General features: G+C 58.3%; 19 protein-coding genes and 2 pseudogenes. 8 read left to right on the top strand and 13 right to left on the bottom strand.

The window, feature by feature from the left end:
• The first annotated feature begins 166 nt into the window (after positions 1–166).
• Complete coding sequence (locus LPJGGPFB_RS07920; protein WP_173419483.1) at positions 167–1,552, top strand: HD-GYP domain-containing protein; 1,386 nt, start codon at positions 167–169, stop codon at positions 1,550–1,552.
• Positions 1,553–1,634: 82 nt separating this feature from the next.
• On the opposite strand, the gene LPJGGPFB_RS07915 is transcribed toward LPJGGPFB_RS07920, so the two are convergent.
• Positions 1,635–1,979: a response regulator gene (locus LPJGGPFB_RS07915; protein ID WP_427857729.1), complete on the bottom strand. Its 345-nt coding sequence runs from the start codon at positions 1,977–1,979 to the stop codon at positions 1,635–1,637.
• A gap of 620 nt (positions 1,980–2,599) precedes the next feature.
• Between LPJGGPFB_RS07915 and LPJGGPFB_RS07910 the strand changes: the two genes are divergently transcribed.
• Positions 2,600–3,178, top strand: a complete 579-nt coding sequence (locus LPJGGPFB_RS07910) for an SOS response-associated peptidase family protein (RefSeq protein WP_173420987.1) — start codon at positions 2,600–2,602, stop codon at positions 3,176–3,178.
• A gap of 208 nt (positions 3,179–3,386) precedes the next feature.
• On the opposite strand, the gene LPJGGPFB_RS07905 is transcribed toward LPJGGPFB_RS07910, so the two are convergent.
• The 4 genes from LPJGGPFB_RS07905 to LPJGGPFB_RS07890 form a co-directional block, all read right to left on the bottom strand.
• On the bottom strand, positions 3,387–3,665 hold the full coding sequence (locus tag LPJGGPFB_RS07905) for a hypothetical protein (protein WP_173419482.1): 279 nt from the start codon (positions 3,663–3,665) through the stop codon (positions 3,387–3,389).
• A gap of 12 nt (positions 3,666–3,677) precedes the next feature.
• Complete coding sequence (locus LPJGGPFB_RS07900) at positions 3,678–3,977, bottom strand: DUF982 domain-containing protein (protein WP_173419481.1); 300 nt, start codon at positions 3,975–3,977, stop codon at positions 3,678–3,680.
• 70 nt (positions 3,978–4,047) lie between these two features.
• Positions 4,048–4,524 carry an Hsp20 family protein gene (locus tag LPJGGPFB_RS07895; protein ID WP_173419480.1) on the bottom strand — a complete coding sequence of 159 codons (477 nt, stop codon included), beginning with the start codon at positions 4,522–4,524 and terminating at the stop codon, positions 4,048–4,050.
• A 152-nt stretch (positions 4,525–4,676) separates the two neighbouring features.
• On the bottom strand, positions 4,677–4,949 hold the full coding sequence (locus LPJGGPFB_RS07890; RefSeq protein WP_173420986.1) for an usg protein: 273 nt from the start codon (positions 4,947–4,949) through the stop codon (positions 4,677–4,679).
• Positions 4,950–5,231: 282 nt separating this feature from the next.
• Between LPJGGPFB_RS07890 and groES the strand changes: the two genes are divergently transcribed.
• The 4 genes and pseudogenes from groES to LPJGGPFB_RS32975 all read left to right on the top strand — a co-directional run.
• Positions 5,232–5,546 (top strand): co-chaperone GroES, encoded by a 315-nt coding sequence (gene groES / locus LPJGGPFB_RS07885; RefSeq protein WP_173420985.1) that lies wholly within the window; start codon positions 5,232–5,234, stop codon positions 5,544–5,546.
• A gap of 55 nt (positions 5,547–5,601) precedes the next feature.
• A complete protein-coding gene (gene groL / locus LPJGGPFB_RS07880) occupies positions 5,602–7,230 on the top strand; it encodes a chaperonin GroEL (protein ID WP_173419479.1) in 1,629 nt (542 codons plus the stop codon).
• A gap of 139 nt (positions 7,231–7,369) precedes the next feature.
• Entirely contained in the window at positions 7,370–7,672 is a 303-nt protein-coding gene (locus LPJGGPFB_RS07875; RefSeq protein WP_173419478.1) for a DUF982 domain-containing protein, read from the top strand.
• Between the two features lie 76 nt (positions 7,673–7,748).
• Positions 7,749–8,014, top strand: a pseudogene (locus tag LPJGGPFB_RS32975) (transposase); the annotation flags it as partial.
• 571 nt (positions 8,015–8,585) lie between these two features.
• Here the strand turns inward: LPJGGPFB_RS32975 and LPJGGPFB_RS07865 are convergent.
• The 6 genes from LPJGGPFB_RS07865 to LPJGGPFB_RS07840 all read right to left on the bottom strand — a co-directional run bounded on the left by LPJGGPFB_RS07865 (position 8,586) and on the right by LPJGGPFB_RS07840 (position 15,190).
• The gene (locus LPJGGPFB_RS07865; protein WP_173419476.1) at positions 8,586–9,647 is read right to left on the bottom strand and encodes an ABC transporter ATP-binding protein; all 1,062 of its coding nucleotides are present in this window, start codon (positions 9,645–9,647) and stop codon (positions 8,586–8,588) included.
• Positions 9,647–10,729 (bottom strand): ABC transporter ATP-binding protein, encoded by a 1,083-nt coding sequence (locus LPJGGPFB_RS07860; RefSeq protein ID WP_173419475.1) that lies wholly within the window; start codon positions 10,727–10,729, stop codon positions 9,647–9,649. The genes LPJGGPFB_RS07865 and LPJGGPFB_RS07860 overlap by 1 nt, the downstream gene beginning before the upstream one ends.
• A gap of 10 nt (positions 10,730–10,739) precedes the next feature.
• Positions 10,740–11,573: a carbohydrate ABC transporter permease gene (locus tag LPJGGPFB_RS07855; RefSeq protein ID WP_173419474.1), complete on the bottom strand. Its 834-nt coding sequence runs from the start codon at positions 11,571–11,573 to the stop codon at positions 10,740–10,742.
• Positions 11,573–12,454, bottom strand: a complete 882-nt coding sequence (locus tag LPJGGPFB_RS07850; RefSeq protein ID WP_173419473.1) for a carbohydrate ABC transporter permease — start codon at positions 12,452–12,454, stop codon at positions 11,573–11,575. The genes LPJGGPFB_RS07855 and LPJGGPFB_RS07850 overlap by 1 nt, the downstream gene beginning before the upstream one ends.
• 90 nt (positions 12,455–12,544) lie before the next feature.
• Positions 12,545–14,101, bottom strand: coding sequence for an ABC transporter substrate-binding protein (locus LPJGGPFB_RS07845; RefSeq protein WP_173419472.1), 1,557 nt, complete (start codon positions 14,099–14,101; stop codon positions 12,545–12,547).
• A gap of 36 nt (positions 14,102–14,137) precedes the next feature.
• The gene (locus LPJGGPFB_RS07840) at positions 14,138–15,190 is read right to left on the bottom strand and encodes an NAD(P)-dependent alcohol dehydrogenase (protein ID WP_173419471.1); all 1,053 of its coding nucleotides are present in this window, start codon (positions 15,188–15,190) and stop codon (positions 14,138–14,140) included.
• A 232-nt stretch (positions 15,191–15,422) separates the two neighbouring features.
• On the opposite strand from LPJGGPFB_RS07840, the pseudogene LPJGGPFB_RS33700 reads away from it, so the two are divergent.
• Together LPJGGPFB_RS33700 and LPJGGPFB_RS32965 are read left to right on the top strand one after the other, a co-directional pair.
• A pseudogene (locus LPJGGPFB_RS33700) lies at positions 15,423–15,965 on the top strand (GAF domain-containing protein); the annotation flags it as partial.
• Between the two features lie 180 nt (positions 15,966–16,145).
• Positions 16,146–17,288 (top strand): sigma-54-dependent Fis family transcriptional regulator, encoded by a 1,143-nt coding sequence (locus LPJGGPFB_RS32965; RefSeq protein WP_234902784.1) that lies wholly within the window; start codon positions 16,146–16,148, stop codon positions 17,286–17,288.
• Between the two features lie 78 nt (positions 17,289–17,366).
• Here LPJGGPFB_RS32965 and LPJGGPFB_RS07830 read toward each other — a convergent pair whose 3' ends face one another.
• Together LPJGGPFB_RS07830 and LPJGGPFB_RS07825 are read right to left on the bottom strand one after the other, a co-directional pair.
• On the bottom strand, positions 17,367–17,723 hold the full coding sequence (locus tag LPJGGPFB_RS07830) for a hypothetical protein (protein WP_173419469.1): 357 nt from the start codon (positions 17,721–17,723) through the stop codon (positions 17,367–17,369).
• A gap of 124 nt (positions 17,724–17,847) precedes the next feature.
• On the bottom strand, positions 17,848–18,780 hold the full coding sequence (locus LPJGGPFB_RS07825) for an XdhC family protein (protein WP_173419468.1): 933 nt from the start codon (positions 18,778–18,780) through the stop codon (positions 17,848–17,850).
• Positions 18,781–18,804 lie beyond the last annotated feature (24 nt).

Genomic DNA, 18,804 nt, shown 5'->3' with positions numbered 1-18,804 from the left:
GCCACGCGGTCAACTCAAGGGGACAAGGCTCGTTTGAAGGCCGACTCATCGCCCGTTCTTTCAGGCAGCCGGTCCTGTCAGTCGCGTCGGCGGCCGAAAGCGTCGGCATAAGAGCTTCTTGACATTTGCCAAATATGCTCGCCTCGCACAGGACGGAGCGACGTGTATGAGCGAAATAAGGTCGGCAGTTTGGCCAGATGTCTCTGCCCTCAATTTGGCAGAATTGCTTGCTGCGCTCAGTCAAGCGCTCGACATCACGGAGGGGCAGCCTGCCGGACATTGTTCTCGATGCTGCTTCATCGGGATGCGGGTCGGCGAAGCACTCGCCCTCTCAAGCTCGGAAATGCGTGACCTATATTTCACGCTGCTTCTGAAGGATCTTGGTTGTTCGAGCAATGCGGCACGCATCTGCGAACTCTATCTAACGGACGATCTGACCTTCAAGAACGACTTCAAAACGGTTGGCGATAGCTTGCCACAGGTGCTGCGTTTCGTTCTAAGCCACACGGGCTTGAAGGCTGGGATGGCCGAGCGCTTTCGCGCAATAATCAACATTCTTCAAAATGGCGGCGCGATCGCGCGCGAACTCATAGAGACGCGCTGCCACCGGGGCGCGGCAATCGCTCGCAAACTACGCTTTTCCGAGACCGTTGCTGCCGGCATCCAGAATCTCGACGAACATTGGAACGGCGCCGGCAAGCCGCAAGGTCTTATGGGGGACCAGATTCCACTGTTTTCGCGAATTGCACTGTTGGCACAGGTGATAGACGTGTTCCACCATGCAAGCGGACGGGCAGCAGCGCTCGCCGAAATCGAACGGCGCTCCGGAACATGGCTTGATCCGGCGCTGGTACACACCTTCATCGCCGTTTCTTCCAGAGACGGCTTCTGGGAGGCCCTCGCCGATGACGATCTGCCTCGCCTCATCCTGACACTTCCACCCGCCCGCAACGCCGCAGTATTAGACGACGACTACCTCGATGATATCGCAGCTGCTTTCGGCGAAGTCGTCGATTCTAAAAGCCCCTACACTGCAGGTCATTGCGACCGCGTCGCGTTGTTCACGGACATGATTGCCGAAGAGCTCGGCCTCTCCGCCACCGATCGCCGATGGCTCAATCGCGCCGCGCTCCTTCACGATATCGGCAAGCTGGGCGTGAGCAACAGTGTGCTCGACAAACCCGGCAAGCTCGATGATGCCGAGTGGGTGGAAATGCGGCAGCACGCCGTCTACAGCGAGGACATCCTTTCACGCATCTCGGCCTTTGGGGAGATTGCGCGGATTGGTGGCGCCCACCACGAACGCCTCGATGGCAAAGGATACCCACGCGGTCTAACTGCAAAAGATATCTCTTTCGAAACCCGCATTATCACGACAGCAGACCTTTTTGATGCTTTGACAGCCGACAGGCCGTATCGATCCGCGATACCTGTCGACAAAGCACTGTCGATCATGGAGGAGGTCGAGGGCACCGCGATTGACAGCAACTGCCTGGCAGCGCTCAAGAGAGCGCTCTTGCGAATTGATAGACAAGCTTCAAGGGCGGCCTGAGCGCTGATATCGAAGCGATTTTACAGGGCTTCGAATGTTTTGCCTTGTCCTTGTTGACTACGCGGGTGTCGTCCGGCAAGACCTATGAGGAAACGACATGTTCGAGGGCGTTAAAAAGGTCACGCTCGACTGTCGGCTTACCAACATCGGGAGCCTGCGCTAGGACGCATCCACCGACCTCGGCGGGTGCCCCATAGGCACTGGCTATCACAAAGAGGACATTGATTACCCGAAGGGCCTCCGCCACTGGCGTCACCGTGTTGTCCTTCAGTGTTGCATCGAAAATAGCAACAGATGGCAGTTGTTCGTCCAGCAGTGCGAGTGCTTCGTCCACCGTTGCCGCTGGGCCGATGACGATCCAGCCCTGTCGCTCCAGCAGCAGCTTGAGGTCCATGGCGATCAGGAACTCGTCTTCGACGAGAAGCACATGAAACCAGCCTCGAGATTATGAGACCGGTCAGCACGACAAGAAACTGGACGGGATCAAAGTCGGCCAGAGGCCGCTGTACCGACATGCGATCCACGGAAAAAAATGTCGAAGGAGAGAGCAAACGCTTGTCTGCGAATTTGAGCGAGAACCGGTGTGCGGTCCCTCGGTGGGCACGTTCGAGCTTCTGTAACAGTTTTTGCGTCAATCCCTTGTGAGCTGAATCCCTCGCCGAGTGCCTAGTTGTGTCCGCAGGCGGCAGTGGACCGCCTCCATATGCCACAACCCTAAATTATAGTAGTGCGTATTCAATCACATGCTTACTGATATGAGCCTTGTCCACCCTCAGGGGCGCAGTCTACAAGGTGGTCACGCCGGAACACAGTAGTATCTACGGATATGCGAGCCCGCCGCTTTACTGAGCAGTCGCTTGAGCGTGCCCCTGATGACTTCGAGGATTGCTGACCGCGACCCCAAGGGTTACGTTAGGCGTTGCTAGACACATCGGATGGTGGTCGCCTCGGCAGAGGAGCTGCAGGGTCAAAGCGGTAGTTCCAACCGTCAGCATGATCGATGGCCCTGTGCGCAACGACGGCGTGCCAAACACTCAGGCGTTCCCTATGTGCAGCGAGTACGAGCAACAGATTGGCTACACCGAATACTGCAAGGTGATGCAGGATCTCGCTCTTGGCATCCCCACGCATCAGACGGAACTGGATATGCCGTCGGCCAACGAGATCAAGACGGGCGATATGGCCCCGGTAATCCGGGCTGCGGGCGATCATATCCTCGAGTTGACGCAAATGAAGTTCGGGTTTCCCCAAACCCGGACGCGCGGCCCCGTATTCAACCTTCGATCGAAGGGAAAGCATTTCGGCGACAGCCATCGGTGTCTTGTTCCAGCCAGCGCGTTCTTTGAACATACGCGGAGGAAATACCCGAAGGCCAAACACCGTTTCACGCTCGTGAGGGCGCCGTTGATGGCGATCGCCGCAATCTGGCAGCCCAGCCAGAAAGGCCAGCCCGCGGCGTTCACGATGTTGACAACGGAGCCGGGACCGGATGTGGAGCCTTTTCACAATCGCCAGATCGCTGTTCTTCATCCGATCGATTGGCAGGCGTGGATCGACCTTACCAAGCCAGAGGAAGAATTGCTGCGGCCACTTCCGGTCGGCTCGCTAAGGGTGGAGACCCGCTGAGACGGGTCGACTGGCTAGTTGACCTCCAACACTTCAAAGGGTAGCCGAGCGATAAGGAAAAGCGAAGGCTGGTATCTCGCCTTCGAGGAACGGCATTCTTTCGATTTGAAGTGAACTCCCAGTTCGAATTAGCTTCGACGTGCCGCCTGATATCGAGACGGCCCGTCGGAAAGCCGGCAAGGCGTGAGAGACGACGTATATAGCCCCGTCAGGTATCGTACCGCGAATTGAGCTCTCGCAGGGCAGACTGAACCTCATCGATTGAAACCGGCTCGGGCGTTCCTGGAATATGACGGAGAGCCGGCTTCGAATCTATCGCGTAAAAGTCCGAAGCCCATGCGGCGAGGATGGTCCGTTTGTCATCGACAGAAAGTGCAGGAGCCTTCACCACATCCATTGGACGTCGAAACGGCGGCCAGTTAGAGACCAGAACTTCCGGTCCGATGTTCGCGGCAGTTGCGGCAATCTGCCTAAACATATCGTCCATGCTCGGTTCACCTCAGCTCACGTGTGGATCCCGACTCCACCTCGGGTGGTCCGCCATGATGGAGTCAGCTTCCGGCGCAAGCAGGTCGTGCTTTTCCGCGAAGGCGGCAAACAATCCACGTGCGGTCTCAGCTTCGATCTCGCCACGCAAGGCAGCGTGGCATGCCTTGAGTGCAACCGAATGCGGACCATCCCTGAGCGATATCGGCCACTCGACCAGGTGTCGGTAAGCGTCCATAACGCTTCTCACTTCCGTCGGAAATCCAAGGCCGACGAGAATACGCACAGGTTTCTTGAACATATCGGGTTTCATAGCGCTCTCCTTTCCAACCCGGTGTGCTCATGGGCGCCATCGAAACGGCGCCCAATATCCAATGCTTCATTTAGGCGGCGCTCTGTGCGTCGATCTGCGGCGCTGCGTCCGGCCGTTCAAGCGTGGAACCGCTTTCAATGCTGATCTTGCGCTGTTTCAATGCCTCCGGAATCTCCCGCACGAGATCGATGGTCAGCAGACCATTGCTCAATCCCGCTCCACTCACCCTGACATGGTCCGCAAGCTCGAAACGATGTTCGAACGGGCGGCCGGCGATGCCCCGGTGCAGATAAGCTTCGGACGGAGAGTCCTGCTTCTTGCCAATAACGGTGAGCAGATTGGACTGGAACGTTATGTCGAGGTCGCCCTCGGCGAAACCTGCGACCGCAATCGAGATGCGGTAGCTGTCGTCACCCGTCTTGACAATGTCATACGGCGGCCAATCGCTGGTCGAACGGTCGCGCTGGGCGTTTTCCAGAAGATTGAAGAGCCGGTCGAAGCCGACGCTCGATCGGAAGAGAGGTGTGTAGTCGTAAGATGTTGCCATAGCCATATCCTCCTAAAAGCAACATGGGTATGGAGCGCCGAATGACGGCGCTTCCAGCATTTTCCAGCCCTGTTGTCAGCGGCTGGAGGAAGATGATCTGGTATCTGAGAAATCCGGCTTCAAGTGCTGCCTTGGAGATTTTTTTGCAAATCTCAGTTCAGCGTGAACTCACCTTCAATGCGGCGCCATTCGTTGGGTCGGATCAGGCGCTGATGCGTATACCGAACGGAATGCAGCGGACCGTCGAGATTGGTTTGCCAGAAATCGAGGAATTGCTGCATTCTAGGAAAGTCGGGAGCAAGATCGTAATCCTGCCAGACATAGGTCTGCAGAACGGATACGAAATCGGGAATACGGTAAAGGATATGCGCGGTGGTCAGTCCGTAGCCGTTTATCTGACGCTCAAAATCCGATGGTTCTCGCATGCTTAACCTCCGTTTATCAACAAGCGCTAAGGTGGCGCAATTGTTCGCGGTCATCAACGGATTTCTAAACGTAAAGTAGGCTTTTGTTGTTCCTTTACAGCATGTTAGCAGCCGCTCGATGCGAGTGCTGATTTTTTTGGGTTGACCTCTTGAATTCGAAAAACCGTGAAACCAGATGATTTTGCGCAAGACGCTCGTTTGAGGTCTTGTACCCGTCCGGACTGGTCATCCGTTCCGGTGATGGGGAACAACGTCACTACTGTTTGTCCATTGGAGGAAAACATGTCTTTCCGACCGCTGCATGATCGCATTCTCGTCCGCCGGATTGAATCGGAAGAAAAGACCAGGGGTGGGATCATCATCCCCGACACGGCGAAAGAGAAACCGCAGGAGGGCGAAGTTGTCGCTGTCGGCACCGGCGCCCGCAACGAAGCGGGCCAGATCCAGGCCTTGGACGTCAAGGCGGGAGACCGCATCCTGTTCGGCAAATGGTCCGGTACCGAGATCAAGGTCAACGGGGAAGATTTGCTGATCATGAAAGAAAGCGATGTCCTCGGTGTCATTGAAGCCCCGGCCGTGCGCAAGCAGGCGGCCTGAACAAACCAGCGATAAGTCCATCAGTCAGATAGCTGCCTATTGAGGAGTTACAGAAATGGCTGCGAAAGAAGTCAAATTCCACCTCGACGCCCGGGAACGCATGTTGCGTGGGGTCGATGTCCTTGCAAACGCCGTCAAGGTCACGCTCGGACCGAAGGGGCGCAATGTCGTCATCGACAAGTCGTTCGGTGCCCCGCGCATCACAAAGGATGGCGTGTCGGTTGCCAAGGAAATCGAGCTAGAAGACAAGTTCGAGAATATGGGTGCGCAGATGCTGCGCGAAGTCGCCTCCAAAACCAACGATCTCGCCGGTGACGGGACGACCACGGCCACTGTGTTGGCGCAGGCCATCGTCAAGGAAGGTGCCAAGGCGGTTGCCTCAGGCATGAACCCGATGGATCTGAAGCGCGGCATCGATCTTGCCGTCGATGCGATCGTGAAGGAACTCAAGACCAAAGCGCGAAAGATCTCCAACAACTCTGAGATTGCTCAGGTCGGGACGATCTCGGCAAACGGCGACGAGGAAATCGGCCGATATCTCGCCGAGGCGATGCAGAAGGTCGGCAATGAAGGCGTCATTACCGTCGAGGAGGCCAAGACGGCAGAGACCGAACTCGAAGTCGTCGAAGGCATGCAGTTCGACCGGGGATATCTCAGCCCCTATTTCGTGACGAATGCCGACAAGATGCGGACCGAGTTTGACGATCCTTACATCCTCATTCACGAGAAGAAGCTTTCCAACCTTCAGGCGATGCTGCCAGTGCTCGAAGCGGTGGTTCAATCCAGCAAGCCGCTGCTCATCATCGCTGAAGATGTGGAGGGCGAAGCGCTCGCGACCCTCGTCGTCAACAAGCTGCGCGGCGGTCTGAAGGTCGCTGCGGTCAAGGCACCAGGCTTCGGTGATCGGCGCAAGGCCATGCTGGAAGACATCGCGGTTCTCACAGGAGGCACCGTTGTCTCTGACGACGTCGGCATCAAGCTCGAGAACGTCACTCTCGACATGCTCGGCCGGGCAAAGAAAGTTGCAATCGAGAAGGAGAACACGACCATCATCGACGGCGTCGGCGCCAAGGCCGATATCGACGGGCGCATCGCGCAGATCCGCGCCCAGATTGAAGAGACCACGTCCGACTACGATCGCGAAAAGCTGCAGGAGCGTCTTGCCAAGCTCGCCGGCGGCGTTGCCGTCATTCGCGTGGGCGGGTCGACTGAGGTAGAGGTAAAGGAAAAGAAAGACCGCGTCGACGATGCACTGCATGCCACCCGGGCAGCCGTTGAAGAAGGTATTCTTCCGGGCGGCGGTGTCGCGCTACTGCGTTCCATCACAGCGCTGGATCATGTGGAGACGGCCAATCAGGACCAAAAGGTCGGCATCGAGATCGTCCGGCGCGCCGTCGAGGCACCTGTTCGCCAGATTGCTGAGAATGCTGGTGCCGAAGGTTCGATCATTGTCGGCAAACTTCGCGAGAAGACGGACTTCTCCTACGGCTGGAACGCCCAGACCGGCGAATATGGCGACCTCTATGTGCAGGGCGTCATCGACCCGGCCAAGGTCGTGCGCACCGGACTCCAGGATGCTGCCTCTGTCGCAGGTCTCCTGGTGACGACCGAGGCGATGATTGCAGAAAAGCCGAAGAAAGACCCGGCTCCGCCCCTGCCGGCCGGCCCGGGCATGGACTTCTAACGCGATTGTTCAGGCCCGTTCTCCCGAGGACGGGTCTGACAGACTCAACCGATCGGCCCCGCCGACTGGGCCCGGGGTACCCCCCTGGCTAACTGGCTCCCCAGATTGGTTGGTGCCGTACCTATTCAGTGAGGTAGAAATGCGCACGAAGATGTTTGATCGACCAGTTTACCTGCGTGAAAGGAAGGATCTGGTCCTCGAAATCACAAACCTGGACGATGCGATCGATTTCCTTGAGGAATGGTCCAAAGGAGATCGCGACATCATTCACGACGCGACCCTGAAGACGTGCTACCTGGCACATGACGGACACAAGCCCGTTCAGGTGGCACAAGACGCACTTCGCTCCTTTGCGCGCAAAAAGGGCATCCTTGTGAAGGCTCCCGTGGTTGCGCCATGGATGGTCAAGGCGAAATCGGGCGGCGGTCGGATCTCCCTGTAAACGATGCGTGAAGAGTGAGAGGCCGCACTCGCGGCCTCTCCGCCCGTGTCGTTCCCGACGATATCAAATATGCCACCTTTCCCATCTCAACGACAACGCCGTGTTCAGCCGCCATCTCGTACAGGCTCGGCGTATCGAATGGGCCGTCGATGCAAAGCCGCCTTTCAGCGGTCCGGACCCGTGCTCGCCTATCTCGGCCGTTTCAACGATCGCGTCGCTATCGCCAACAGCCGCGTCGGAGAACTTGACGACGACCATGTTGCCTTCCGATGGAAGGACTATCGGTGCAATGGATGTGACCGCGAGAAGATCCAGCAGAATGAGGCCATAAGAGACTGGCTGGCCGAGCATCGGAAGGCGAGGACGCAATCGATCATTGATCGGGTGAACACGGGCAAACAGTCGGGGGAAATTCCGGCCCATGTCGATGAGGTTGCCATAGGCGATTGTTGCGCAACCTTGCTGCACGGCCTTTCGGTCCAAGCACGTGATGGAATTGAACCGCGCCGCCTTCACGCCATGGTGGACGCTTTTCCGATCGCTTTCGATTCAATGGTAAGCGCGCGTTGAATGCGTTGCGGTCGCGGCCCCAGCAGATCATAGGCTTCCCGATTCAAGCGATGTCGAACGGGGCAAGTGACCATGCACAAAAGCATTGGCGACCACCGGGCGTGGACCGCGATGTCAGGAAGCCAGGCATAGCCTCGCAGTGAACGGCCGCCGCGACATACACAATGGCCTAATCTTTTACGAAAAATCGTTTGGAGAAATCTGAAATGCGAACGCCTTCATGCGATTGCCTCGCCTCTCTATCATAACCACTTTGGATGCCGTCCAGAAGCACTGTACACGTTTGGACGGCATCCAGTTGGCAGCGGAACGCCCGCTCAAAGCCCCCGTCGCATACCCGCGATCAGTTCACCAGAACGCCGTCGACATAGAGACGGACCTGATCGGATGAAACGCGGAGACGCGCCTGACCAGCGGGAAAGGAAACGTCACGGCGTACCTTCATCCTAAGTCGGTCAGAGCCGACAGCGACGTCGACAACAAGCAGGCTGCCGTGGTCCTGCGCAGAGACGATCGATGCGGGGACGCCCAGTTCCTCACCTTGCGCGAAGGCGATATGCTCGGGACGGATACCAAGGACGATTTCAGCATCCGGCGCGATACCACGACAGCGATCCGCCCCCACGAGGGGGACGCCATCAAGCCGGAGATCACCATCTAAGCGCTCTGCCCGAACGAAGTTCATGCCCGGCGAGCCAATAAAGTTCCCGACGTAGAGATTGCGGGGTGCCTCGAACAATTGCTGCGGCGTTCCACGCTGGACGACGCGGCCGGCGCTCATGACGAGGACTTCATCGGCAAAGGTCATGGCTTCGTTCTGGTCATGAGTGACATAGACCACGGTATGGCGCGTCTGATCATTGGCCTGCTTGATGCGGCGGCGAAGATCGAATTTCATGTGCGGATCGATAACGGTCAAAGGTTCGTCCATCAGCAACGCAGCGACATCGTTTCGCACAAGTCCGCGCCCAAGCGAGATCAATTGTTTCTCATCCGCCGTCAGCCGTCGCGCCGATTGGCTAAGGCGCGACGTCAGGCCGAGAAGATCGGCAATCTCGGCGACCCGTGTGGCAATCCGCGACCGATCCCAGCCGCGGCAATGCAGCGGAAAGGCAAGATTCTCGAAAACAGTTTTCGACTGGTAGACGACTGGAAACTGGAAGACTTGCGCGATGTTGCGCTCGGCTGTTCTGGTTCTCGTCACATCCGTGCCGCCGAGCAGCACGCGGCCGTCGGAGGGGGTGAGCAGACCGGAGATGATGTTGAGCATCGTCGTCTTGCCGCAGCCGGACGGGCCGAGCAATGCATATGTCTTGCCGTCCTCGAAGTGCATGTCGGTCTTTTCCAGCGCGTAGACGGCCGTGCCGTAGGAATGACCAATTTGGTCCAAATGTATCGAGGCCATCAGTTTTCTCCCTGTCCTGGCGCACGCAGAAGTGCGCCTTCCCCATCGGCGGCGAAGGCGAACAACCGCTCCGGTGCAAGCGACAGACCGATCTGCGATCCATCTGTCACCTGATGAACGCCCTCGAGTTGCATCACCGCCTCGCCGAACGGCGTCTCGACATGCACGAATGTCTCCGATCCCGATACCTCCGAGAATGTGACGCGCCCTGGAATGCCTCTACCTTCCGAAGGCTCGATCTCGGTTGCCCTGATGCCGAAACGGTAGAGGCCGTGCGGAAGATTTTTCAGATGTGCCGAAGCGGCAAGCTCCACACCGCCGTCGAACACGATACGCCCATGGTCCAAGCGACCCGAAAGGATCGTCATCGGCGGATCGTTGACAATACCGGCAACCAGCGTGTTGGCAGGTCTTTCGAAGACCTCAGCCGGGGTGCCCGTCTGCAGGATTCGGCCCTGGTGCATGACGATGATCCGGTCGCCCAGCATCATCGCCTCGGCGGGCTCCGTGGTGTTGTAGATCACCGTGCCGTCGCTCTGGCTGGTGAGCAGGCCGCGGAATTCCTCGCGCAACTGTTCACGCAGTTTATAGTCGAGATTGACCAACGGCTCGTCGAGCAAAAGGATATCGGCCTTGCGCACCAGTGCGCGGGCGAGCGCGACGCGCTGCTGCTGGCCACCAGAAAGTGCCGACGGCTTGCGCCCCGCAAAATTCGAGAGTCCGACCATCGACAGGACGGATTCGACACGCTGGCGTACATCGACCTCCGGCAGGCGCCGTTTTCGCAGTGGAAAAGCAATGTTGTCGAAAACGTTGAGATGCGGGTAGTTGATGAACTGCTGGTAGACCATCGCAACATCGCGCTGCCAAGCTGGAAGCGTGCCGAATGCTTGACCGTCTCGTTCCATCGTGCCGCTGTCAATACGCTGGAGACCAGCGATCGCACGCATTAGGGTGGTTTTGCCGGCCAGCGTTCTCCCAAGTACGGTTGTCAAGCTTCCACGGGCGAAACTTGCCGAAAGGCCGTCAAGATGGGCTTCGCCGTTGTGCGAAAGGTGTAGGGTATCGAGGATGAGGCTCATATCTGTTTCCTCACCGGATCGCGCCGGCAAGCGTGCCGCGCGACAGGAGCCGCTCGACGAAAATTGCAATGAGGATGAGAGGGGCCACCGATACCAGCGCCGAGGCTGACAGGCTCCACCAGGGTGTAACCGAAGAATTGAGCGAAACGACCGCGACCGGCAGAAGCTGCGTGTCGGTGAAGGTCAGCGTGAAGGCGAAGAAGAAGTCGTTCCAGCCGAAGATCACGCAGAACATGCTTGCGACCAGAATGCCCGGCATGGAGTTCGGCAGGACGATACGCCAGAAGGCTTCGAACGGTGTACAGCCGTCGAGCATCGCCATCTCGTCGATCTGGCGCGGTACGCCATCGAAGAAATCGACCATGATCCACACCGCGATCGGCAGCAGTAGCGCCACATAGACAAGGATCAGACCGATCTTCGTATCGAGCAACCCCAGAAACTGCAGCATCAGGAAGAATGGGATGGCAAGAACGATCGGCGGCATGATGCGCTGGGAGATGAAGAAGAAGATGATGTCGGTGTTCTTGACGAAGCCCGCCCGGTATTCGAACCGCGACAAGCCATAGGCGGCAAGGGTGCCAAGCACGATCGAGATCAGACTGGCGCTGCTGGTGACGATCAGGCTGTCCATGTAGGGGCGCACGATGTCGATGCCGCCTGCTCCGCCGAACAGGCTGCGCCAGCCGTCGAGTGAAGGCTCAAAGCCGATATAGGGAAGATAGGTCGGACCGCCGGTCACGCCATTGGCCGTCTTGAAGCTGGTTGTTAGCGCCCATAGCAGTGGCGCCACGACGAACGCGCTCCAAAGCACCACGGCGATATATTTTAGCGTTGAGAGCATCAGGCACTCCTTCCGATGAAAATGCGAACGAGGAGCTTGGCGATGATTGTCAGAAGCACGATCATGATGACCAGGTAGGTGATCGAGAGCGATGCGGCATATCCAATCTCGAAATCGCGAAGGCCCTTGATGTAGATGTAGTAGCCGGCAGTTTCCGTTGCCGTTCCCGGCCCGCCCGAGGTGAGCACATAGACGGTTTCCATGATTTTCGAGGCTTCGATGAGCCGGATGACGACCGCGCCGATCGAAACCGGAACCAGCAGCGGAAAAGTCACGTTGAAAAAGGTGCGAACCGGCCCCGCGCCGTCGATGGCCGCGGCGAGGAACGGTTCGCGCGGCAGGCTGAGAAGACCCGCCAGTAGAAGCAGAAACATGAACGGCGTCCACTGCCAGATTTCCACCAGCATGACAGCGGCCATGGCGAAATTGGCCGAGGTGAGCCACGGATACGGACCAAGTCCGATGAGACCGAGGACATCATTGGCGGGGCCGAGGGATTCGTGGAAGATCGTGCGCCAGATCACCGACATGATGACCGGCGTCGTCATCATCGGAATGAGAAACAGCACCCGAAATATCCGCCGGAACAGGATGTCTCGCCAGACGAGCAGCGCAAGTGCAAAGCCTAACACATATTGTACCAGCACGGTGCCGACGGCCATGGCCGACAGTCGCAGCATCGCCTCCCAGAAGCGCCCATCGCTGAAGACATGAGCGTAGTTCGTCAGACCCGCCCAGTTGAGCCCCGGCGCGATTGCATCCCATCCCGAGAGCGAAACGCGAATGGTAAAGAGCAGAGGAAAGAGAATGATTGCCAGAAGCACAAGAAAGCCCGGCAGTAGGAAAGAGAATTTGTAGAACCGAAGCCCTGTCTGGCCCATGATATGACCTGTTTCCTTTGGTAGCAGCTTTGGAACAGGCGGCACGGCACACATGCCGTGCCGCCTTCGTCTGACGTCATCGGCGGCGGTTCATCGACCGTGATCTTCGAGCGCGACGACGTTGGCGTAGGCGTCGCGCACCTTCTCTGTACCGATCTTGTCGATGATTTCGCTCCATTGCGCAGCGACGCCATCAAGCGCTTCCTGAGCGTTTTTCTGCCCCGCCATTGCTTCCGCCACGCCATTCGCCAGCGACGACATGAACTGGTTGACGCCCGGAACGCGCAGGTCGAAGACGCGGTTGGTGCTATCGTCCATGCCGCTCAGCGTCTTGACGTAGGTTTCCGCCACCTTTGGCTCCCATCCGAGCTTGTCTTGCCAGAACTTCGGATCGAAATGGGTCGTGCGGTAAGGGTTCACCCCGAAGCGGCCGATCTGGAGATCGAGCGTGGTGTTTGCCTCGTTGGAGAAGAAGCAGAGATAATCGAAAGCCATGTCCTGGTTCTTCGAGGCCTTCGTGACTGCCGATGTCCAACCCCAGGTGATGTAGGGCGGTGTGTTCGGCGTCTCGAACTTGTCCCAGCTCTTCGTCGTGCGGTTCCAGACTTCGCTGGCGCCCGGAAGCGGGGCGGCTGCGACCTTGTTGCGGATCGGGCTGTCCTTTTCCTGCGCCTGGATGAAGGCGTCGTCCCAGGAATAGCTCATCAGCGCCTGACCGCCACCGAACGAGAATATTTCGTCGCCGAGGCCGAAGTTTGCGCCGCCCGGAGGGAAGGCTTTCTGCGCATCGATGAACATTTCCAGCGCCTTGACCCAGCCCGGATTGTTGACCTGTGGCTCCATGGTTTCAAGATCGAAGAAGAAGCCACCCTTCACGTTCGGGTTCTTGGCGTAGGCGGCAACCCGGCTGATGAAGGCCGAGAACATCAAGTCGTCACGCTTGGTAACCTCTGCGCTGCCGAAATGCGGTTGTCCGTCGCCTGCCCAGTCCCAGCCGGAGAAGAACTTGGCCACGGCGTTGTACTCTTCCCAGGTCGCCGGAACCTTGAGGTCCTTGCCCGTCTCGGTCTTGTACTTCGCCTGCATGTCGGGATCGTCGAAGATGTCGGACCGGTATTTCAAATAGTGCCGGTCGCCGTCGACCGGGTATTGCACCATTTCTTCGCCCCAGGTCGCCACATCCTTGTAGTTCTGCGTGACGTCCTTCATCCCGCTCACCTCCTTGTACGCCGCGGGAACCGGCGCCAGGAAACCGTGCAGGTCGCCGATCCAGAGCGACGGATAGAACAGCACGTCATAGGCTGCCTGCTGCGTCTGGAACGGGATCATGATGCGCTGATAGAGATCGCCGAAAGGAATGTGCACGACATCCACCTTCGCACCCGTCAGCGCCTCGAACTGCCTGGCGTGCAGATCGGTCGGCTCGCCGATGACCGGCACGGCATGACTGATGACCTTGAGCGTTCTGCCTGAATAGTCCTTCTGGTCGATCGCCTGATAGGAACAGGCGCCCGGCACGTCGGCCGCGGCGCCGTATTTGGCGTAGTCTCCATACTGGTCGTAGTTGACGTCCGCGCCTTGAGCGCCGGATGCGATTGTAATCGCCAGTGCGCAGATCGACGCATGCAGAAAGTTCTTGCGTGTCATATGTGGTTTCCTCCCACGGGTTGTTGAAGTCTGAAATCAGGGAACAAGCACAGCGCGTCCGTGGATCTTGCCGTCCCGCAGATCCCTGAGGGCCTGGTTGGCGTCGGAGAGCCTGTATTCGACGGTCCTCAGATCGACGAGCCCGCGGTCAGCCAGCGCCATCAACTCGGTGAGCTCGGCCCATGTGCCGACAAGGTTGCCGATGATGTTTTTTTCGGTGATGACCATATCGACGGTCGGAATGCGGATATCCTCGCCGTAGCCGACGACGTAGTAGCTACCCATTGGCCGCGTCATCGCGAGCCCCTTGAGGGTCGTGCCCTTCTCGCCTACGAAATCGATAACCGCCTCGGCACCCTGCCCGCCCGTCAATTCGAGTACGGCCTCGACCTCGTTGCCATCGGCCTTGATCAGCTTGTCAGCGCCGACTTTGCCAGCCAGATCCAGCGAGGCTTCGGAAATATCGACCACGATCACGTCAGCGGCGCACATCGCCTTCAGGCATTGGATGCCAATATGGCCGAGCCCGCCGGCACCGATGACGACGCAGCTTTCGCCGGGCAGCAGATGGCGTGTCGCCTTCTTGACGGCGCGATAGGCGGTAAGCCCCGCGTCGGCATAGGGCGCTACCTCCTTGGGCGCGAGCGTCTTCGGCAAGGGCACGATGTTGCGCTCCGACGTGCAGAGATATTCCGAATAGCCGCCGTCGCAGTCGAGACCCGGAAACTTTCCGGGGCCATGCATGTCGAAACCGCGCCGGCAGGCAAGGCAGGTCCCGCCGGAAATCTTCGGGTGTACGATCACCGGATCACCGACCTTGATACCCTCGACCTCCTTGCCGATGGCCTCCACCCAGCCTGCGTTCTCGTGGCCCATGATTAGCGGCAGTAGATTGTTGCCGTTCGGATCCATATGGGGCCGCCAAACGCCTTCGATGATGTGTAGATCGGTTCGGCAAACCCCTGCTCCGCCGATGCGCACGATCACGTCGGTGGATTTCGTAATCTTCGGATCCGGTACGTCCTGAAGCGAGACCCACTGGTCCGCCTTCAGGTGGTCATCATATTGGGTGAGTACCTGTGCCTTCATTCCTGTCTCTCCTGCTTCTGCGAACAGTCGGTCCGCATTCATCAGACAAGGTTTGCAAAGGCTGTGCCAGATATTTAAATTCAATCATATCAATAGTTTACACAGATACCACACGGCAGGGAATGTCCATTCCCTGAACGGATGCCAACTGAAAACTGTTCAGTTTCTGTCTATTGCAAAGGACGACGACGTAACGCTACTTTGCGCAATTCGTGATGCATGAGGAGGAGACATGCAGCATCTTTCAGGCATCGAGCGCGCTCGCAACGCGCTTGAGAATGGTGGTCGTTTGCCGGTCGGCAGCCTGCCGTCGGTTGTGGCCGACAGTTGGCAGCGATGCCGCGATCTTGGTCTTGATCCGCGCGCTGCGCCGCGCAACAGCGTCGTGCCGTTCTCCCAGGTCAATCAGCGGCGGGAGCAGAATGCTGCCCTGCGACGGCTGGCGCTCGCGGAAATGCAGCTCCTTCATTCGCAGATCGCCGGCTCCAATTTCATGATTGCACTCGGCGATGCCGACGGGGTCGTGCTGGACACGATCAGCGATCAGCACTTTGCCGACAGCGCTGCTGGCCGCTCCATCATACCCGGAAGCCTGTGGAACGAAGATCTGCGCGGCACCAATGCTCTGGGGCTGGCTGCGATGGCCCACAGACCAGTCGCCATTTACGGCCGCGAGCACTATTTTTCCTGCCACGGCCATCTGAGCTGCATGGCCGCGCCGATCCTGAACTCGCGCGGCGAAACCCTCGGCCTGCTTGACGCTTCCTGCGCCTTCGAAGCGCGGCAGGAGCACACGCACGCACTGGTGCGAATGGCGGCCGCGCAGATCGAAAACGGCCTGATCTATCAGGAATGCTCCGAGAGCTTCATTTTCGCTTTCCACCCGCGCGTCGAGTATCTCGATACGCTGTCGGCGGGACTTCTGTCGGTCTCGCCCGACGGCAGCATCATTTCGTTGAACCGGCCGGGCACCACTTTGCTGGCCGGTCTGCCGGCGGCGATCGGCAGTCACTTCGATGATCTGTTCGAGGCCGGATTCCGATCGGCAATGGACGGACTTCTGAACGGCGGCGTCATCCGCATCCGCGACCGGGCGGGAAGTGGTGTGTTTATGGTCTGTCGGCAGATCGGTCAGCGGGGGGCTGACGCTATGGCGAAGCCCGCGCCCGCTTTGCCGGCGCTTCTGCGACGATCGAATGCACCTGATTTTGTTTGCGACGACCCGATCGTTAAGCGGTCGATGACTGATATCGCCGATGCGGTGACGTTGCGTATGCCGGTACACATAACCGGCGAGACCGGCACCGGAAAAGACCTGATGGCTCGCCATGCCCATACGCTAAGTGGTCGCAAGGGCCAGTTCGTGCCGGTCAATTGTGGCGCCGTGCCGGAAAACCTTTTCATCGCCGAAATTTTCGGGCACGAGCGCGGTGCGTTTACCAATGCCCGTGACGAAGGCTCGCCCGGGCTGGCGCGCACAGCCGACAAGGGCACGCTGTTTTTCGATGAAGTTGCGGATATTCCCCTAGCAGCTCAAACGTCGCTTTTGCGGTTTCTGGACAGCATGGAAGTGCGCTCCGTCGGGGGACAGAAGACGCTAAAGGTCGATGTGCAGATCGTCTCGGCAACAAATAGAAACCTGCAGGAGATGGTTGCCACCAAGGCGTTTCGCGCCGATCTCTACTACCGCCTCAATGCCTTCACCATTCGGCTGCCGGCCCTGAAGGCTCGCAGCGATTTTGCCGGCGTCGTCAGACACCTAATGCAGGCCATGGCGCCTGATACAGCGGTCACCGACGCGGCGATCGCGCGTCTCGCACTGCACTCCTGGCCTGGCAATATCCGTGAACTGAAAACCGCGCTGCAGCGTGCGCTCGTGCGCCGCCGGATGGATTACCTTGATGAAGATTCCTTCGAGGATATCAACACAGGAGAGAAAAATGTTGATGACAGCTGCGATAGCTGCCGCCCCCACCCGCTGAGCCGCAGCAAATGCCGCGAGATCCGTTCGATTTTCCAGATGTCCGGCGAGAACATCTCAAAGACGGCCCGGGTGCTCAACCTATCGCGAACGACGGTCTACAAGCACGTTCGTTAGGTGCGTGTCGGATGCTACCACGCTGTAGACAAAGGTGCGAGCGCTGAGGTTGTCTGGCCTGATTACGTTGGCCTGAACCTACGTGCCGATTACGAGTTTGACGTTTTCGGCGATGCATCCATCGAGCAGGATTCCCTTCTCTGGAACGGCCGGATCGAGAAGCTTGCCCGCATCGCCAATGCAATAAGAGCCTTCCTCGTCAAAGGCTTCCTTGTTGATCTCCGGACGCCGCCAATACCCCGGCGTGACCATCGGTCCGCGCAAGCGCAGTTCGAACTTGTCCTCACTCGGTACAAACTTGATTGCAGCACCAGGCAAGAGAGCGCCGAGGTTGTCCGACGTCGTGTTGTCCTTGGGAGAAATGCTGACAACCGGCAAGTTTCCGTCGTGCCCCACGCAACACCTGCGGAGCTCAAGAACCGATTTGCCGATCACCAGGAGCGGATAATCCGAGGGCCAAGGGCAAGTTCAGCGCAAGACTTTCTCATGGAATTGTGGCTGCTGGGGCGCAATTGGAAGGGATAGAGCCGTTCCCTAATCGTTCAAGCTTTCCAAATGCTCATTGAGTTCGGAGCCTTGCAGCAGCAATGTCCGCCAAGACGGAGAGCGCGATAGACGACGCATCTCGAGCTTTGTCAAAGACACCAATCGGCGCTTTGATTTTCGCGATATCGGTTTCGCCAAAGCCGATCCTGCGAAGCGCTGCGCTCCTCTTCTCGTGCGTCCTGCGGCTTCCCAACGCGCCGATGTAGAATGGCTTCGAAGTGAGTGCGCCCTGCAACAGGGGCAGTTCGCGGTCCAGATCATGGAAAAGCAGCGCAACGGCCGAATACTCATCGATCCTCGACGCAAAGTCGATGCTGTTCATTGGTTGATCAATTTGCAGGACTTCATAACCCGCCGCTTGGGCAACCTGCACGGTTGTCGTCAATTCAATGGATCGGCCGCAGAGTATCAACCGCGTTGGAGGTTGATATGAAGTCAGGAATACATCGTCTTGCCAGCCGGTTTCGCTTTCGGTTGGTCCCTCGAATTCAATCGTCTGCGAGCCAGGCAGGTATCTGAGAGTAGCAGGACGCCGTGAAGCGAGGTGAAACAACACCTGCCTCACTGGATCTGCGTCCCTGAGAATGTGGATCGAAAGGTTTATACCTCCCCCACACGGAAGAACGATGTCGAAGAAAGGCGAGCCTTCGCCAAGCTTCAGGAAGCGGTCACGCCCCAAAGACAATGCTTCAAGCGCTTCCGCCGCCACTGCGTTCTCAGTGCACCCTCCCGAGACAAAGCCACAGTAGCGGCCATCGGCTCGCACGGCCATATGTGCTCCAAGAGAGCGAGCGGTACCTCCATGGATGTCGACCAGTGTGACCAAGGCGACTGGTATTCCGGCAAGGAGAGAATCGTAGGCGTAGCGCAGGATGTTTGCTGGCTTGTCAGTAGCGATCGCAACGACCGGCTCTACGCCCTCCGGCACAACTCTCTCAGAAGCCATTTCAACCCCTTCGCGCACAGGCAC

The organism is Ensifer adhaerens (assembly GCF_013283195.1).
Classification (GTDB): Bacteria; Pseudomonadota; Alphaproteobacteria; order Rhizobiales; family Rhizobiaceae; genus Ensifer; species Ensifer adhaerens_G.
The sequence above is the reverse complement of the archived record's forward strand: the minus strand, read 5'-3'. Positions and strand labels throughout refer to the sequence as shown.

Bases quoted from the DNA above. Each gene is read 5' to 3' on its own strand.
- LPJGGPFB_RS07865 (WP_173419476.1), bottom strand. From the start codon at position 9,647: ATGGCCTCGATACATTTGGACCAAATTGGTCATTCCTACGGCACGGCC.
- LPJGGPFB_RS07910 (WP_173420987.1), top strand. From the start codon at position 2,600: ATGTGCAGCGAGTACGAGCAACAGATTGGCTACACCGAATACTGCAAG.
- LPJGGPFB_RS07825 (WP_173419468.1), bottom strand. From the start codon at position 18,780: ATGGCTTCTGAGAGAGTTGTGCCGGAGGGCGTAGAGCCGGTCGTTGCG.
- LPJGGPFB_RS07845 (WP_173419472.1), bottom strand. From the start codon at position 14,101: ATGACACGCAAGAACTTTCTGCATGCGTCGATCTGCGCACTGGCGATT.
- LPJGGPFB_RS07860 (WP_173419475.1), bottom strand. From the start codon at position 10,729: ATGAGCCTCATCCTCGATACCCTACACCTTTCGCACAACGGCGAAGCC.
- LPJGGPFB_RS07840 (WP_173419471.1), bottom strand. From the start codon at position 15,190: ATGAAGGCACAGGTACTCACCCAATATGATGACCACCTGAAGGCGGAC.
- LPJGGPFB_RS07850 (WP_173419473.1), bottom strand. From the start codon at position 12,454: ATGGGCCAGACAGGGCTTCGGTTCTACAAATTCTCTTTCCTACTGCCG.
- LPJGGPFB_RS07875 (WP_173419478.1), top strand. From the start codon at position 7,370: ATGCGCACGAAGATGTTTGATCGACCAGTTTACCTGCGTGAAAGGAAG.
- LPJGGPFB_RS07890 (WP_173420986.1), bottom strand. From the start codon at position 4,949: ATGCGAGAACCATCGGATTTTGAGCGTCAGATAAACGGCTACGGACTG.
- LPJGGPFB_RS07920 (WP_173419483.1), top strand. From the start codon at position 167: ATGAGCGAAATAAGGTCGGCAGTTTGGCCAGATGTCTCTGCCCTCAAT.
- groES (WP_173420985.1), top strand. From the start codon at position 5,232: ATGTCTTTCCGACCGCTGCATGATCGCATTCTCGTCCGCCGGATTGAA.
- LPJGGPFB_RS07855 (WP_173419474.1), bottom strand. From the start codon at position 11,573: ATGCTCTCAACGCTAAAATATATCGCCGTGGTGCTTTGGAGCGCGTTC.
- LPJGGPFB_RS07900 (WP_173419481.1), bottom strand. From the start codon at position 3,977: ATGAAACCCGATATGTTCAAGAAACCTGTGCGTATTCTCGTCGGCCTT.
- LPJGGPFB_RS07905 (WP_173419482.1), bottom strand. From the start codon at position 3,665: ATGGACGATATGTTTAGGCAGATTGCCGCAACTGCCGCGAACATCGGA.
- LPJGGPFB_RS07895 (WP_173419480.1), bottom strand. From the start codon at position 4,524: ATGGCAACATCTTACGACTACACACCTCTCTTCCGATCGAGCGTCGGC.
- groL (WP_173419479.1), top strand. From the start codon at position 5,602: ATGGCTGCGAAAGAAGTCAAATTCCACCTCGACGCCCGGGAACGCATG.